This is a genomic window from Acinetobacter sp. 797_lipA (assembly GCF_058243025.1).
In genome coordinates, this window is record NZ_JBZAYQ010000001.1 from 161,121 (window position 1) to 177,055 (window position 15,935).

Consider the following 15,935-nt stretch of genomic DNA (forward strand, 5'->3'; position numbering starts at 1 on the left):
CTCAATGAATAAAACAGTCATAAAGTTTAAGGATATCAACGTGTCAAATGCTTCAAAATTCGGCAAAGTAGCGGTGTTGCTTGGTGGTAAGTCTGCCGAGCGTGAGGTTTCTCTAGATAGTGGTGCAGCTGTACTTGAAGCATTGGTTCGTTCGGGTGTAAATGCAGAAGCTTTTGACCCGCAAGAGCGTAGTGTGACCGAATTGGTCGCTTATGACCGTGCGTTTATTGTGTTGCATGGTCGCGGTGGGGAAGACGGTCAAATCCAAGGGGTCTTAGAGTGGCTCAACATCCCGTATACCGGAACAGGCGTACAGGGTTCTGCTATTGGTATGGATAAAGTTAAAACCAAGCAAGTTTGGCAGGGTTCAGACTTACCGACAGCACCCTATCGCATCATTAGCCAAGAGTCAGATTTAGCTGAAGTGGTGGCGAATTTGGGCCTTCCACTGATTATCAAGCCGGTACACGAAGGTTCAAGTGTCGGCATGAGTAAAGTCGAAAAAGCAGAAGATTTGGCAGCGGCAATTGCCAAAGCGACCCAACACGATGCTGTGGTGATGGCTGAAAAATGGATTACGGGACGTGAATTCACGATTTCATTTTTAAATGGTCAACCGCTACCTGTGATTCGCCTACAACCGCCTGCAGATGTGGCTTTTTATGATTATGAAGCGAAATATCAACGTAATGATGTGGAATACGGAATTCCGTGTGGCTTAAGCGCTGAAGAAGAGCAAAAGTTGCAAGCGCTTTGCCTCCGTGCATTCCAAGCGGTGGGTGCAAGTGGTTGGGGCCGTATAGATGCGATGCAAGATGAGCAAGGCAATTTCTGGTTGCTAGAGGTGAACACAGTACCTGGTATGACCAGTCACTCTTTGGTACCAAAAGCAGCAAATGCAGTGGGTTATAGCTTTGATGCACTTTGTGTCCAAATTTTAGAGCAAACACTGACAGGTGCGGCTCACTAAATGGCGCAATTACCCGCTTCTATGCGCCGTAAACGCGCAGCGATTACTTCAATACACGATAAACCACCGACGCGTAAGGAGAAGCTTGCCAACTTCGGTGGTTGGGTGATGTTGGTCGTTGCCGTGGCGGTGCTGTTGGTTGGTATTTATGGCTTATATCAAGTCATGACAGATGCACGTGTGGCCGAACTTGATGTGGTAGGCGTACGTTCTGAGGCGGAAAAAAATCAGGTGATGGGACATGTTTCACCAGCCATTACTCATAATTATTTCACCTCAGATTTAGAAGAAATTCGTGATCGTACCTTAGAGCTGGGTTGGGTCGATCGTGTGGTGGTTTCGCGCGCATGGCCGAATGCAATTCGCGTTCGCGTCATGCCTCGGCATGCAATTGCACGTTGGGGGACGGGGCGTCTCTTAAGTGACAGTGGTGACGTATTTAGCGAAGTGGCGCCGAAAAATAATCAGAATTTGCCTTTATTACACGGCCCAATCAGTCAGTCTAAAATGATGATGCGCCGTTATAATGAAATTAATCAATTATTCCAGCCAGTCAACCTTCGTTTAAAAGAACTATATTTAACAGAGCGTATGACTTGGTTTATGCAGTTCGATTCAGGTTTACGTGTTATCGTAGATCAGGATCAAACCATGAGTAAGCTGCAACGTTTGAGTTATTTGGCTCAAAGTGATTTGAAGCCAGTTTGGGCCAAAGTATCTGCCATTGATTTGCGTTATCGGAATGGCTTGGCCATCCAATGGAAGAATGCTGCCGCACCAAAGATAGCAAATGGTCATTTTGTTGTAACGATTGATGACACAAGCATTGCAGGTGGAGCAGCAGCAAAGCCATAATACTTGGCTTTAAAACAGAGGCATAAAGCCATAAATTAAACAAACATGTGATGGTAGTAGTAAATAATGAATGAAGCGGTTCCCTCAGTTGTTGCGATTGACATTGGGACGCACAAAGTTTCAGTTTTGATTGGTAAGGTACATGCGCCAGACAATATCCAAGTGATAGGAATGGCAACTGCTCGTAACCGAGGCATGAATAAAGGAAAAATTGTAAGTCTTGATAAAGTCATTACAGCGATAAAAAATGCCGTGCAAGAAGCAGAAGATATGGCTGAATGCCGTGTCCATTCCGCGTGGGTCTCAATCCCAAGTGCCGAGTTAAAAAGCTTTTATGCATCTGGACGAACGCCAGTTGAAAATACTGACCATACAATTACAACAAGTGAAGTGGTTCGTGCATTAGAGTTGGCCAAAGCCAGCCACATGACCTCGGATCATTATTTGGTTAGTGCTGTTCCACTGGGCTTTGAGCTGGATGATTCCACTGAGTGGGTACAAAACCCAATACGGATGTCTGCACACAGCATGATTGGTCATTATCAGTTGATGATGTTACCGATTAGCACCATGCAAAACCTTGATCGGGCATTAAAAGGCGCGAACATCGGGGTGGAAAAACTGGTGGTGTCTTGTCTGGCAACGGCAGAGGCTAGCCTACTCAAAGATGAAAAAGAGTATGGTGTCTGTTTAGTCGATATTGGTGCAGGTACCACCAACATTGCGGTGTATTTGGATGGTCGTTTGGCGTTGACACATACTTTGCAGCGTGGTGGCGAACATGTCACCCGTGATATTGCTGCTGTGTTACAAACCACCACTGAAGAAGCTGAGCGAATTAAATTACTCTATGGGTGTGTCGACATTAAGTCGGTTAAACCGGACCATATGATTCAGATCCAAGGGATTGATGGTCCGCAAACGATTAGTCGTATTGAGTTGACTGAAATTGTGATTGCACGTTATGAAGAAATCTTAGGCCAAGTTCGCCAAGAGCTAGAGCGTAATGGTGCGATTCATGGTTTGTATCATGGTGTGGTGTTAACTGGTGATGCCAGTCAAATCGAAGGTATGGTGACGTTGACTCGTCGTATGTTGGGTGTGTCTGCGCATTTGGGGAATCCACCTGTGCAAGTGACAGCAGATGAGCAAAATATTGCCGCACTGCGTCGCTCTCAGTATGCCACTGCCGCAGGTTTGTTGATGTTTAGTCAGAGCGAAACACAAGAAACTATAGTGGAACCAGAAGATACAGAAAAACTGTCTTTGATTAAACGCGTTGGACGCGCTTGGTCGGGACTCAATGAAAAGCTGAAATCTGTTTTTTAAGTTGAATTTTTTTGGAATATTGTTAAGAAGTTGTACAACGCATCGCTTAAACTTGACAAGTTATGGCTTGCACAGCATGCTTAAAAGCAATTTTGTTTATTAAGATCAAGGCAGTATACGGGCTTAAGTGACTGCCAATAACGAATTAGGAAATCTATAGGTCATGGCCTCATTTGAATTTTTAGAAGATGATCAAACCGATAGCAACGGTCAAGCCCGTTTTACTGTGTTTGGTGTTGGTGGTGCAGGTGGTAACGCCGTACAACACATGCTTGAGTCAGATATTCAAGGTGTAAAATTTGTATGTGCCAATACGGACAAGCAAGCGCTAGACCGTATGAATGCACAATTCAAAATCCAGTTGGGTGAGCAAAGTACTCGTGGACTAGGTGCAGGCGCCAATCCAAATGTAGGTCAAGCCGCGGCTGAAGAAAGTCGTGACTTGATTCGTCAACACCTTGAAGGCACTGACATGGTATTTGTCACTGCCGGCATGGGTGGTGGTACAGGTACAGGGGCTGCGCCAGTGGTTGCTGAAATTGCCAAAGAAATGGGCATTTTAACCGTAGGCGTGGTAACGACACCGTTTAACTTTGAAGGTAAACGTCGTCTTCAGTCTGCTGAGCAAGGTATTGAAGCATTAGAAGCGCATGTAGATTCTTTAATCATCATTCCAAACCAACGTTTGTTAAAAGTTTTCCGTGACATCTCAATGAAAGATGCTTACAAAAAAGCGGATGATGTCTTATTAAATGCGGTCCGTAGTATCTTTGATTTGGTAGTGCGCCCAGGTCATATTAACCTTGACTTTGCTGACTTGAAAACTGCGATGAGCACACGTGGTTATGCCATGATGGGTGCAGGTTTAGGTCGTGGTGAAAACCGTGCACGTCAAGCAGCCGAACAAGCGATCCGTAGTCCATTGCTAGATAATGTCACCATTATGAATGCCAAAGGAATTCTGATTAATGTGACGGGTGGTGATGACGTTACATTTGGCGAAATCGAAGAAATTACCGACGTTGTGAACCAAATTGTCGATCTAGATGAAGGCCAAGTCTTCTATGGCACTGTATTTGATCCAGATGCGCGTGATGAAATCAGTGTGACTGTGATTGCAACTGGTTTGACTCGAAATTCAGCAGATTCTGCTGAGCCAGTGAAGCGTCCAAATGCACATGTGCAGGTAGCACAACATGGGCATGCAACGCAAGCGGTTGTTGAAGATGATGATGTGCCTGCAATCCAGCGTCAGAACCAAGACGTGGCTGCTGCAGCGAATTCTGCATCGACAGTGAGTGCTGCACGCCCAACACCAATGAGTATTCAAGATTACTTGAAAAATCAACAACGTAAGTAGTATTTGTCTATGTGGTTAAGCCACATATGATGAAGAAAAGGTAGTCAGAGACTACCTTTTTGTTTTTTATCAATGGCTAAATATGCTAACGTATAGCGGTTTAGTGGTGAGATGATATGAAACATGTTGAAACAAAGAACTCTACAACGTGTCGTTAAAGCAAGCGGCATTGGTTTGCATAGTGGTCAAAAAGTCTTAATTAACTTTGTGCCACATCATGCGGACGGAGGAATTGTGTTTCGTCGTATCGATCTCAGTCCACCAGTCGACATTCGTGCAAATGCAATGTTGATTCAAGAAGCCTTCATGTGTTCAAACTTGGTTCAAGAAGATGCCAAAGTCGGTACGATTGAACATGTCATGAGTGCAATTGCAGGTCTAGGTATTGATAACCTAATCATTGAAGTGTCTGCCTCTGAAGTACCAATTATGGATGGCAGTGCAGGTCCGTTTATTTACTTGCTCATGCAAGGCGGTCTCAAAGAACTGGATGCACCTAAAAAATTTATTAAAATACTCAAACCTGTTGAAGCTCTCATTGACGACAAACGCGCCATTTTCCGCCCGCATGAAGGTTTTCAACTCAATTTCACCATTGACTTCGATCATCCCGCTTTTAAGAAAGAATATCAGTCTGCCACGATCGATTTTTCAACCGAAACCTTTGTTTATGAAGTCAGCGAAGCCCGTACTTTTGGTTTTATGAAAGATTTGGACTATCTCAAAGCCAATAATCTCGCTTTGGGAGCAAGTTTAGACAATGCCATTGGCGTTGATGAAACCGGGGTGGTGAATGAAGAGGGTTTACGCTTCTCAGATGAATTTGTTCGTCACAAAATATTAGATGCGGTGGGTGATCTTTACTTGCTCGGCCACCAAATTATTGCCAAATTTGATGGATATAAGTCTGGGCATGCTTTGAATAATCAATTATTGCGCAATGTCCAAAGTGATCCAAGCAGCTATGAAATTGTAACATTTAATGACGAAGATCAGTGTCCAATTCCTTATGTGAGTGTGACTTAAGTCATTGTCTTTATTGTGTGATGTTATATTGTAACAAGCATAAATGTGATGAATTTATCATTTTAAAAACGCAATTCTGACGCGGGTCGAGACGAGGTTACTTTTTTTTGCTTGCCAAACGGCGCATTGCTTGGCTAAGCTTAGGGTCGCTCACAAAGTCAGCAGCACCTCGAATTAAGTCTTGAGTTTCTGTGCTTAGCGATCTTGAAATAGATTGTATCTTTGCGGGTGTTTGAGAGGGGATTCTCAAACGAACTTGGAGTTTTTGTAGGTCTTTAAACTCATCAAGTTCCGACAGTTGTGCAATATATTGTTTTTGAAGGTAACCAAGTTGACTAATCATCGCTTGATTTTCGCCGGTAATCGTCAAAATACCATATTGATAACAAACAACCTGCCACTGCTCTGGTTGCGGTAGGATAGGTTGAATCAGTTTTGTAAGTTTCTGCCATGCAGTCACTTGCTTTGAGAGAAACGTTAAGTTTCCTGTTTTTATGTGTTTTCTGGTTTGTTGAAAGAGATTCACTGGTTCGGACATACATATTTCCTTCATGTTAATGTCTTAATCTTATGCGCTTCTTTCGGTAGATATCAAGGACGAGATCACGCAAGAAACATTCGTAAGAACAGTTTTAAGAGGTTTTTTATGCATATGCGACGTATTTTGTTGGCTTTTTCTTTTGCGGCATCGGCTGCTTCAGTAGCCTTCGCTGATTTGGTAGAACTCAATACAAATAATGCATCTTCGGATCGAATTGAGCAATTGACACGCACTTTATCGGAAGGTGCTTATACCGAATCTAATGATATTGATATCCCTGCCGAAACGAAAATGTCCGTGAAACTACGTGAGAAAACAGTTGAACTCAACAACGCTTCACTGGCGAAAAAATACGGTTCGGAATCCTCTGCAAAAAGTTTTTCAAATAATCCATATTCGTGGTTAGTGACACACCCACTTCCAAGCGCACGTGTTAGCTCAAGTTACGGCGGCCGAACCATGAATGGTCGTGCTGAGCGTCACTCAGGTCTAGATCTTGCTGCGCCAAGCGGTACACAGATTTATGCGACAGGTCCAGGGATTGTGACCAAGTCAGGTTGGGGTACAGGTTATGGTCAATATGTTGAAATTAACCATGGCAATGGTTACATCACGCGCTATGCTCATGCATCGCGTTTAATTGCTCGTGTTGGCGACCGTGTAGACGCGGGTGAACATATTGCCAATGTCGGTTGTACAGGTCGTTGTACTGGCCCACATTTACATTATGAAGTGGTTAAAGATGGTCAACGCAAAAACCCATCGACTTATCTAGCAATGTTGCCTTAAATCCGATTTGATCGATAATCCGAACTTACCGTTGGTCTGATGCTTGAAAAAGGAATACAGCTCTGACGAAATCCAAGTTAGCATCAAAAAGCAGCATTAAATGTATAAAAAACCGCCTAAATTGGCGGTTTTTTGTTATCTTGGGTAACGAATGGTAAATGACTATTTAGTTGCTAAATAGTATGGCTCAGCCATATTCAGCTGTAGCGATACTCTTATAGGACGAAAGTATGATACATATTAGCGTATAAGATTAGGATATCGAAATAGGTGAATTATGGCGTTTTATGGTGATACTGACGCGCAAGAAACGCAAGAGTGGCAAGATGCGTTTGACTCCGTTTTACAACACATGGGGACTGAGCGTGCAGCTTTTCTACTGGAAAAACTGTATCAACAAGCAATCGCTAAACATGTCCCTATTCAGCGATTAAATACGCCTTATTTAAATACAATTTCAGTGGCTGAAGAACCTGCAATGCCAGGCGATCAAGACATGGAGCGTCGTATCCGTGCGTTGATTCGTTGGAATGCGCTAGCGATGGTACTCCGTGCCAATAAAACGGGTGATGACTTAGGTGGTCACTTGGCAAGTTTTGCCTCTTCTGCAACTTTATATGATGTCGGTTTTAACCACTTTTTCCGTGCCAATAACGACAACTTTGGCGGGGACATGATCTATTATCAAGGTCACTGTGCGCCAGGTATTTATGCGCGTTCGTTCCTTGAAGGTCGTTTGACTGAAGAGCATCTAAACAATTTCCGTCGCGAAGTGGACGGTGTTGGCTTACCTTCTTATCCGCATCCATACTTAATGCCTGATTATTGGCAGTTCCCAACGGTATCGATGGGTCTTGGCCCAATCATGTCGATTTACCAAGCACATATTCAAAAGTATTTGATGAACCGCGGTTTAATCAAAGAAGAAAATCGCAAAGTTTGGGCATACCTTGGCGATGGCGAGATGGATGAGCCAGAAAGCACAGGTGCAATTTCACTTGCGGGTCGTGAAAAATTAGACAATCTCATTTGGGTTGTAAACTGTAACTTACAGCGTCTAGATGGCCCAGTACGTGGTAACGGTAAAATTATTCAAGAATTAGAGTCTCTATTCCGTGGTGCGGGCTGGCGTGTCATTAAAGTGGTTTGGGGCCGTCATTGGGACCCACTACTGGCTAAAGACAAAACTGGTGCTTTAAAGTCGGTTATGGAAGAAACACTGGATGGCGAATACCAACGCTTACAAGTGAAGGGCGGTGCATATGCACGCGAAAAGTTCTTTGGTAAATACCCAGAAGCGGCTGAGTTGATTAAAGACTTAAGCGATGAAGATATTGATAATCTAAATCGTGGTGGTCATGACCCGTACAAAGTTTTTGCAGCCTATGCAGAAGCATGTACAGCCAAAGGTCAACCAACTGTAATCTTAGCGAAAACTGTTAAAGGTTATGGCTTGTCTGATGAAATTGAAGCAGTAAACAAAACGCATCAAATCAAAAAGATGCAAATCGAATCTTTAAAATATGTACGTGATCGCTTCAATTTGCCATTTAACGATGAGCAATTAGAAGAAGTGCCTTTCTATCGTCCAAGCGAAAACTCACCTGAATTGAAATATATGAAGGCACGTCGTGAAGCACTAGGTGGTTACTTACCTGCACGTCGTAAAGAAAGTGAACAGTTGGCTATTCCAGAACTTTCTATCTTTGATGCAGTCTTAAAAGGCTCACAAGGCAAAGAACAATCAACCACCATGGTGATGGTTCGTTTAATCGCTGCATTGTTAAAAGAAAAAGCAATTAAAGACCGTGTTGTTCCTATTGTTCCAGATGAAGCACGTACTTTTGGTTTAGAAGGTATGTTCCGTCAATTGGGTATTTATGCAGCCAATGGTCAGCATTACACGCCTGAAGACCAAGAACAGTTGATGCATTACCGTGAAGCAAAAGATGGTCATATGCTTCAAGAAGGTATTAACGAAGCAGGTGCAATGAGCGCTTGGGCAGCGTTGGCAACCAGTTATTCAACCAATAACTTACCCATGATTCCAATGTACATGTACTACTCTATGTTTGGTTTTCAACGTATTGGCGACATTGCATGGGCTGCAGGTGATGCACAAGCACAAGGTTTCTTATTGGGTGCAACAGCAGGCCGTACAACGCTCAATGGCGAAGGCTTACAACACCAAGATGGTCACTCACATATTCTTGCGAACACGATTCCGAACTGTGTGTCGTATGACCCATGTTTTGGTTATGAATTAGCAGTTATTGTGCATGATGGTTTACAACGCATGTATGTGAACCAAGAGCGTATTTTCTATTACTTAACGGTAATGAACGAAAACTACGAGCATCCTGAAATGCCACAAGGTGCTGAAGAAGGCATTAAACGTGGTATGTACTTACTTCAAAAAGATGAAAAAGCCACTGTTCAGTTGATGGGTTCAGGTGTAATTCTGCGTGAAGTCATTAAAGCTGCTCAAATCTTACGTGATGAATACCAAATCCATTCAAATGTATTTAGCGTAACAAGTTTCAATGAACTTGCACGTGATGGTATGGCATGTGAAGAATACAACCGCTTGCATCCAATGAGCGAGAATGTGAAAGAAGCTTGGGTGACTGAGCAACTGCGCGGCACAGAAGGGATCGTAGTTTCTGCAACAGATCATATGCGTGCTTATAGCGAACAAATTCGTGCATATCTTCCAGACAACCGTCCATTCGTAGCATTGGGTACAGATGGTTATGGTCGTTCAGATTCACGCGCTAAATTACGTAGCTACTTTGGTGTAGATGCAGCGCACATTGTTGTTGCCACACTGAAGAAATTGGCTGATGAAGGTGAAGTGGATGCACGCTTAGTGAAAGATGCCATCTCTACATTTGAATTAGATACAGATCGTCCAGTAGCTTGGGCTCCTCAAGCAACGCCATCTGTACACGCTGTAGCTGACTACAAAGAGGAGAAATAAGTATGCAAATTACAACTCCTGATATTGGTGTAGATAAAGCCGTTGTTGCTGAAATTTTGATCAAAGTTGGCGATACCATTGCGGTTGATGACAGTGTTGTTCTATTAGAATCAGACAAAGCATCTGTTGAAGTGCCTAGCACTTCAGCAGGCGTTGTTAAAAGCATTTTAGTAAACTTAGGTGACTCTGTTGCTGAAGGTGCAGCGCTGATTGAGCTGGAAGCCGAGGGACAAACTGAAGCGCCAGCAGTACAAGCACAGGCTGACGTTGTACAAGCTGAAGAAAAGACTGCACCCGCTGCGACTACAGCATCACAAGTGATTGATGTGCAAGTGCCAGATATTGGTGTGGAAAAAGCAACCGTTGGTGAAATTTTGGTGTCGGTTGGCGATCAAATTGACGTCGATCAAAGCATCCTCGTGGTTGAGTCAGACAAAGCGACTGTGGAAGTCCCGAGTACGATTTCAGGCACAGTGGAATCGATTAGTATTCAAGTTGGTGACAGTGTTAAAGAAGGTGTGGTGATTCTGACTGTAAAAACAGCAGCTTCAGTTGCACCAGTGACTGCTGAGCCTACGCAAGTTGCAGCACCTCAAGCCACTGAAACTCAGCCTGCTGAAGCGGCGCCACAAGTTGCTGCTGCGCCTGCAGGTGCGGTTGAAATTGCAGTGCCTGACTTGGGTGTAGACAAAGCGGCTGTTGCTGAAATTTTGGTGTCAGTAGGTGATACGGTTGAAAAAGACCAAAGTATCATCGTGGTTGAATCAGACAAAGCAACGGTTGAAGTACCAAGTACAACAGCGGGTGTGATTAAAGCCATTCATGTTGCATTGGGACAAAATGTATCGGAAGGTGTGGCTTTGGTGACCATTGAAGGTGAATCTTCATCAGCACCCGCTGCTGCACCTGCGGCGGCTTCTGCTCCAGCGCCTAAAGCTGAAGTTAAAGCGCAGCCTGCGCCAGCAGCACAGTCAGTTGCGGCTCCTGTGTCAGAACAGGGTGCAGACAAGCTGACGAAAGCGCAGAATGACGCCAATGCGAAAGTCTATGCAGGCCCAGCTGTACGCAAGCTGGCGCGTGAATTAGGCGTCGTATTGTCTGAAGTAAGCGCATCTGGCCCGCATGCGCGTGTCATGAAGGAAGACCTGAAAGCATTTGTCAAAGCGCGTTTAACTGCGCCTCAGGCTGCTCCAGCCGCTCAGGCTGCTGCTCAAGTTTCTGGCTTGCCAAAGCTTCCTGATTTCACAGCGTTTGGCGGTGTCGAAGAGAAAGTGCTGACACGTCTGCAACAAGTCTCTATTCCGCAGTTGTCTTTAAACAACTATATTCCACAAGTGACTCAGTTTGACTTGGCGGATATTACTGAGCTTGAAGCTTGGCGTAATGACCTTAAAGGTAACTTTAAGAAAGATGGCATTAGCTTGACCATTATGGCTTTCATTATTAAAGCTGTTGCGCATTTGCTGAAAGAAGAGCGTGATTTTGCCGGTCACTTGGCTGATGATGGCAAGTCTGTACTCTTGCGTAACGAAATTCATATGGGCATTGCTGTAGCAACACCAGATGGTTTAACCGTTCCGGTACTACGTAATCCAGACCAGAAATCAATTAAAGACATTGCGGTGGAGCTCGGTGTATTGGGTCAGAAAGCACGTGATAAGAAGCTTTCGCCGAAAGACCTACAAGGTGCAAACTTCACGATTTCAAGCTTAGGTGCAATTGGTGGTACGGCATTTACACCATTGGTGAACTGGCCACAAGTCGCAATTTTGGGGATTTCTCCAGCGACGATGCAACCAGTATGGAATGGTCAAGGTTTTGATCCGAAACTGATGTTACCGTTGTCACTGTCTTATGATCACCGCGTGATCAATGGGGCTGATGCAGCGCGCTTTACCAATAAGCTGACCAAGTTGCTGAAAGACATCCGTACTTTGCTGATCTGATGATCTGGTTTTTTGTCCTGTTGGTTTCTCTTCTCAAAAGAGAAAAATAGCGGCTGGAAGCACTGCAAAAATACCTCAATAAAGACTCTGCTTCGGCAGGGTCTTTTGTATTTAGAGATTGCCAAAAAACGTATTTTCGCCTAACATGGTGTTACTTCATTGGGGAGTAGCCGCTGTTCGTGAGAACAGGTGATGATCAACATATTTGCTCTAAAACGAGCATGGTCATCATAGCAAAGAACCAAATGAGCTTCCTAAAGAGCTTTCTTTTGTTGGCAAGACCTTTGATTTACCACTCTGCAGATTTTTGGCTAGCAGGAGCGGTGAGTCATTGGTATTTGTTATGCTAGCCAGAGAAAGACATCATGTATGAATTCCTCCTCTCCACAGCCATCGTGGCTTTAGCTGAAATGGGCGATAAGACCCAACTGCTCGCATTGTTACTTGCTGCACGTTTCCGTAAACCCGTCCCAATTCTATTGGCTATTTTGCTGGCGACCATTATTAACCATGGCGTCTCTGCTGTTTTAGGCCAATGGATCACCACAGTTTTAAGTCCTGATGTGCTGATCTGGATCCTCTCGATTGGTTTTATTGCTATGGCAGGTTGGATGTTGATTCCTGATCAGTTGGATGATGAGTCAGGCAGCATTAAGAAATGGCAGAAACTAGGGGTATTTGGCGCAACGTTTGTGTTGTTCTTTTTGGCCGAAATTGGTGATAAAACCCAAATTGCGACAGTGGCTTTAGCGGCACGTTTTGACAGTATAGTTTGGGTGATGTTGGGTACGACTTTAGGGATGATGTTGGCCAATGCGCCAGCGGTCTTTATTGGCGATAAGTTGGCGACCAAGTTGCCAATTGCCTTAATTCATAAAATTGGTGCGGCCATTTTCTTGGTCATTGGTGTTGCGACACTTGTACAGCATTATTTCTTCTAATTCACCGTAGAAAATAAGAATCCCGACTTAAAAAATCGGGATTTTTTATTGCAAAATTATCTTCAATTTATTGATATATCAAATGATATTGGTCGCAAATGCATTGTAAGTTTGTGTAAATCCATATATGTTGTAGGTATTAAAAAGTCTTTTAAGAAAAACAGCATTTTGAGGGGATGGGCATGGCATTTGACCGCACAACGTCACAGGTTTTATATGATGATGGCACACATAAGTGTATTAGCTTTACCAGCTTGGTCAAAGGCGAGGGTGTACAGGCAAATCAGTTTTTAATTATTGATCATGAGCGTGCAGCAGTCTTAGATCCGGGTGGTGATTTAACTTATGTGCCGTTGACCATGGAGTTGAATAAGTATACGCGTTTGACCAATCTTGATTTTGTGATGGCCTCACACCAAGACCCCGACATTATTACTTCAATGCCGCGTTGGTTGGTCTATACCGAAGCGAAAGTGGTGGCGTCTAAACTTTGGGCACGCTTTTTACCCCACTTGAACTCTGCCTTTATGAGTGAGCGGATGAAAGGTAACTGGCTGGATCGTTTAGTGGAGCTACCGGACCACGGTCAGGTGATTACCTTGGGGCAGTCTTCGATTATTGCTGTGCCGGCGCATTTTTTACATTCAGTGGGTAATTTTCAGTTTTATGACCCGATTGCCAAGATTCTATTTTCAGGCGATATGGGGGCATCGATGGTGGATGATGCCTCAAAACCTTTGGAAAACTTTGCTGCGCATATTCCTAAAATGAAAGGGTTTCATCAGCGCTATATGTGCAATAACAAAGTGATTCGTTTATGGGTCAATATGGTCCGCACCATGGATGTCGAAATGATTGTACCGCAGCATGGAACACCGTTTATTGGGCAAGAGCAGATTCATCAATTTTTAGACTGGATTGAGACTTTGGAGTGCGGTACAGACTTGATGGATGAGAGTGTTTTTACCTGTCCAACTTAAGTGACAAAATAGTCGTAAATTTTGCTTGTTTGGCAACCACAATTTTTTTAATATTTTCTTCCAAAAAAAGTTTTTGAAAATGAGAATATAAAGGATGTTGTCTCAAGTTCCAACGGAAGATGCCTGTTTAAGCTGCGGGGCATGTTGTGCCTTTTTTAGAGTCTCATTTTACTGGGCTGAAGGCATCTCCATGCCTGAACATTACACAGAGCCAGTGACGGCTGTGTATTCATGTATGATTGGAACCAATCAAGCCAGCCCACGCTGTATCGCACTGCAAGGCACCATTGGTGAGCACGTCAGTTGTGGGATGTATGAACAGCGTAGCTCTTCATGTAAAGAAGTTCAAATTGCTGATGATCAATGCAACAAAGCACGACGTGCACACAATATGATTCCATTTGTGCAATTGGAAGCGAGCATTGCCGTCAACGATGAAGGTTTTGATCAAGTGTGTTAATCAGTAAAAGCAGAGTCAAGGCTCTGCTTTTTTGAGTTTTAGAACGTCAATTGAACCCATCTCAAAACAAGAAATAAAAAAATAAAGGTGAAAATGAAGGTGTCAAATAAAATATAGGTTTTATCACTTTATTTTCTAAGATAAAAAAATAAATTTTCAATTGAAATGAAATTTAAGTTCATATTTGTTTATAATAGCGCACGGAAATTACCAGTGAGACTGCCATGTTGACCATCGTTCAAGACGCGTTAACTTTTGATGATGTCCTATTACTCCCTGCCTATTCTACTGTTCTCCCAAAAGATGTCTCATTAAAGACACGATTCACGCGCGGCATTAATTTAAATATCCCCCTTGTTTCAGCAGCAATGGATACGGTGACTGAATCACGTATGGCGATTGCAATGGCGCAAAACGGTGGTATTGGTATTTTGCACAAGAACATGGATATTGCGGCACAAGCTGCAGAAGTCCGTCGTGTGAAAAAATTTGAAGCAGGAATGGTGAAAGATCCAATTACTGTGACACCTGAAACCACAGTACGCGAATTGATCTCGATTACTCAAGCCAACAACATCAGCGGTGTGCCTGTTGTGAAAGATGGCAAAGTGGTCGGTATTGTGACAGGTCGCGATACACGCTTTGAAACGAACCTTGAGCAACCTGTAAGCAATATCATGACCGGCCAAGACCGCCTTGTGACTGTTCGTGAAGGTGAGTCGAAAGAAAATATTCAAGCATTACTGCAAAAGCATCGGATTGAAAAAGTTTTGGTCGTTGGAGAACACAACGAACTTAAAGGCTTAATTACAGTTACCGACTTCCGTAAAGCGGAAAGTTATCCAAGCAGCTGTAAAGATGACCTTGGTCGCTTACGCGTGGGTGCTGCAGTCGGCACAGGTGTAGAAACACCAAGCCGTGTAGAGGCTTTGGTTGAAGCGGGTGTTGATGCGATTGTCGTGGATACGGCACATGGTCACTCTGCGGGTGTGATCGAGCGTGTACGTTGGGTGAAAGCGAATTACCCACAAGTCCAAGTGATTGGCGGTAACATTGCAACTGGTGATGCTGCATTGGCACTCCTTGATGCAGGCGCAGATGCGGTTAAAGTCGGTATCGGCCCAGGTTCAATTTGTACCACTCGTATTGTGGCAGGTATTGGTATGCCGCAGATTTCTGCGATTGACAGTGTGGCTAATGCATTGAAAGATCAAATTCCATTGATCGCAGATGGTGGTATTCGTTTCTCTGGAGACATGGCGAAAGCGATTGGCGCGGGTGCGAGTACGATTATGGTCGGTTCACTCCTTGCCGGGACTGAAGAAGCGCCAGGTGAAGTGGAATTCTTCCAAGGTCGTTACTATAAAGCGTATCGTGGTATGGGTTCATTGGGCGCGATGGCAGGAGCAACAGGTTCTGCGGATCGTTATTTCCAAGACTCTAAAGCAGGCGCTGAAAAACTTGTTCCTGAAGGTATCGAAGGTCGTGTGCCATACAAAGGTCCAATGGGCAATATTGTGCATCAAATGATGGGCGGTTTACGTTCTTCTATGGGCTATACGGGTTCATCTGTGATTGAAGATCTTCGTCAAAATGCGAAGTTTGTGAAAATCACTTCGGCAGGTATGTCTGAGTCGCATGTTCATGATGTGACGATTACCAAAGAAGCACCGAACTATCGCGTTGGCTAATAAAGTTATACGAATTGTTGAATGTAAAAGCCGTCATTTTTATGACGGCTTTTTCGTTTTGGTGTAA

13 protein-coding genes and 1 riboswitch are annotated in these 15,935 nt (G+C 43.9%); of the genes, 12 read left to right on the forward strand and 1 reads right to left on the reverse strand.

The features are described from left to right. Positions 1–40: 40 nt before the first annotated feature. The 5 genes from AC4CU2_RS00715 (at position 41) to lpxC (ending at position 5,540) form a co-directional block, all read left to right on the forward strand. A complete protein-coding gene (locus tag AC4CU2_RS00715; RefSeq protein WP_333654243.1) occupies positions 41–970 on the forward strand; it encodes a D-alanine--D-alanine ligase in 930 nt (309 codons plus the stop codon). After that, positions 971–1,825 carry a cell division protein FtsQ/DivIB gene (locus AC4CU2_RS00720; protein ID WP_333654240.1) on the forward strand — a complete coding sequence of 285 codons (855 nt, stop codon included), beginning with the start codon at positions 971–973 and terminating at the stop codon, positions 1,823–1,825. A 66-nt stretch (positions 1,826–1,891) separates the two neighbouring features. Further along, the gene (gene ftsA, locus AC4CU2_RS00725; RefSeq protein ID WP_004691727.1) at positions 1,892–3,154 is read left to right on the forward strand and encodes a cell division protein FtsA; all 1,263 of its coding nucleotides are present in this window, start codon (positions 1,892–1,894) and stop codon (positions 3,152–3,154) included. Positions 3,155–3,317: 163 nt separating this feature from the next. Next, a complete protein-coding gene (gene ftsZ, locus AC4CU2_RS00730) occupies positions 3,318–4,514 on the forward strand; it encodes a cell division protein FtsZ (protein WP_062031955.1) in 1,197 nt (398 codons plus the stop codon). Between the two features lie 123 nt (positions 4,515–4,637). After that, positions 4,638–5,540, forward strand: a complete 903-nt coding sequence (gene lpxC / locus AC4CU2_RS00735) for a UDP-3-O-acyl-N-acetylglucosamine deacetylase (RefSeq protein ID WP_317455168.1) — start codon at positions 4,638–4,640, stop codon at positions 5,538–5,540. 97 nt (positions 5,541–5,637) lie between these two features. Here the strand turns inward: lpxC and AC4CU2_RS00740 are convergent, their stop codons facing one another. Next, positions 5,638–6,078, reverse strand: a complete 441-nt coding sequence (locus AC4CU2_RS00740) for a hypothetical protein (RefSeq protein WP_058870506.1) — start codon at positions 6,076–6,078, stop codon at positions 5,638–5,640. A 108-nt stretch (positions 6,079–6,186) separates the two neighbouring features. Between AC4CU2_RS00740 and AC4CU2_RS00745 the strand changes: the two genes are divergently transcribed. The 7 genes from AC4CU2_RS00745 (at position 6,187) to guaB (ending at position 15,868) form a co-directional block, all read left to right on the forward strand. Next, positions 6,187–6,870 (forward strand): M23 family metallopeptidase, encoded by a 684-nt coding sequence (locus AC4CU2_RS00745; protein ID WP_201701884.1) that lies wholly within the window; start codon positions 6,187–6,189, stop codon positions 6,868–6,870. Between the two features lie 277 nt (positions 6,871–7,147). Next, on the forward strand, positions 7,148–9,850 hold the full coding sequence (aceE, locus tag AC4CU2_RS00750) for a pyruvate dehydrogenase (acetyl-transferring), homodimeric type (protein ID WP_176536761.1): 2,703 nt from the start codon (positions 7,148–7,150) through the stop codon (positions 9,848–9,850). Positions 9,851–9,852: 2 nt separating this feature from the next. Beyond that, positions 9,853–11,796 carry a 2-oxo acid dehydrogenase subunit E2 gene (locus AC4CU2_RS00755; RefSeq protein ID WP_395475005.1) on the forward strand — a complete coding sequence of 648 codons (1,944 nt, stop codon included), beginning with the start codon at positions 9,853–9,855 and terminating at the stop codon, positions 11,794–11,796. Between the two features lie 139 nt (positions 11,797–11,935). After that, positions 11,936–12,086, forward strand: a riboswitch (yybP-ykoY riboswitch). A gap of 75 nt (positions 12,087–12,161) precedes the next feature. Next, entirely contained in the window at positions 12,162–12,737 is a 576-nt protein-coding gene (locus tag AC4CU2_RS00760) for a TMEM165/GDT1 family protein (protein WP_201952863.1), read from the forward strand. Positions 12,738–12,919: 182 nt separating this feature from the next. Beyond that, entirely contained in the window at positions 12,920–13,717 is a 798-nt protein-coding gene (locus tag AC4CU2_RS00765) for an oxygen-binding di-iron domain-containing protein (protein ID WP_004691719.1), read from the forward strand. A 94-nt stretch (positions 13,718–13,811) separates the two neighbouring features. Next, on the forward strand, positions 13,812–14,177 hold the full coding sequence (locus AC4CU2_RS00770) for a YkgJ family cysteine cluster protein (RefSeq protein WP_004691718.1): 366 nt from the start codon (positions 13,812–13,814) through the stop codon (positions 14,175–14,177). Between the two features lie 224 nt (positions 14,178–14,401). Continuing rightward, entirely contained in the window at positions 14,402–15,868 is a 1,467-nt protein-coding gene (gene guaB / locus AC4CU2_RS00775; protein ID WP_004691717.1) for an IMP dehydrogenase, read from the forward strand. Positions 15,869–15,935: the final 67 nt, after the last annotated feature.

Excerpts from the sequence above, each read along its gene's own strand:
- AC4CU2_RS00720 (WP_333654240.1), top strand. The coding sequence starts at position 971 with ATGGCGCAATTACCCGCTTCTATGCGCCGTAAACGCGCAGCGATTACT.
- ftsA (WP_004691727.1), top strand. The coding sequence starts at position 1,892 with ATGAATGAAGCGGTTCCCTCAGTTGTTGCGATTGACATTGGGACGCAC.
- ftsZ (WP_062031955.1), top strand. The coding sequence starts at position 3,318 with ATGGCCTCATTTGAATTTTTAGAAGATGATCAAACCGATAGCAACGGT.
- lpxC (WP_317455168.1), top strand. The coding sequence starts at position 4,638 with ATGTTGAAACAAAGAACTCTACAACGTGTCGTTAAAGCAAGCGGCATT.
- AC4CU2_RS00740 (WP_058870506.1), bottom strand. The coding sequence starts at position 6,078 with ATGTCCGAACCAGTGAATCTCTTTCAACAAACCAGAAAACACATAAAA.
- AC4CU2_RS00745 (WP_201701884.1), top strand. The coding sequence starts at position 6,187 with ATGCATATGCGACGTATTTTGTTGGCTTTTTCTTTTGCGGCATCGGCT.
- aceE (WP_176536761.1), top strand. The coding sequence starts at position 7,148 with ATGGCGTTTTATGGTGATACTGACGCGCAAGAAACGCAAGAGTGGCAA.
- AC4CU2_RS00755 (WP_395475005.1), top strand. The coding sequence starts at position 9,853 with ATGCAAATTACAACTCCTGATATTGGTGTAGATAAAGCCGTTGTTGCT.
- AC4CU2_RS00760 (WP_201952863.1), top strand. The coding sequence starts at position 12,162 with ATGTATGAATTCCTCCTCTCCACAGCCATCGTGGCTTTAGCTGAAATG.
- AC4CU2_RS00765 (WP_004691719.1), top strand. The coding sequence starts at position 12,920 with ATGGCATTTGACCGCACAACGTCACAGGTTTTATATGATGATGGCACA.
- AC4CU2_RS00770 (WP_004691718.1), top strand. The coding sequence starts at position 13,812 with ATGTTGTCTCAAGTTCCAACGGAAGATGCCTGTTTAAGCTGCGGGGCA.
- guaB (WP_004691717.1), top strand. The coding sequence starts at position 14,402 with ATGTTGACCATCGTTCAAGACGCGTTAACTTTTGATGATGTCCTATTA.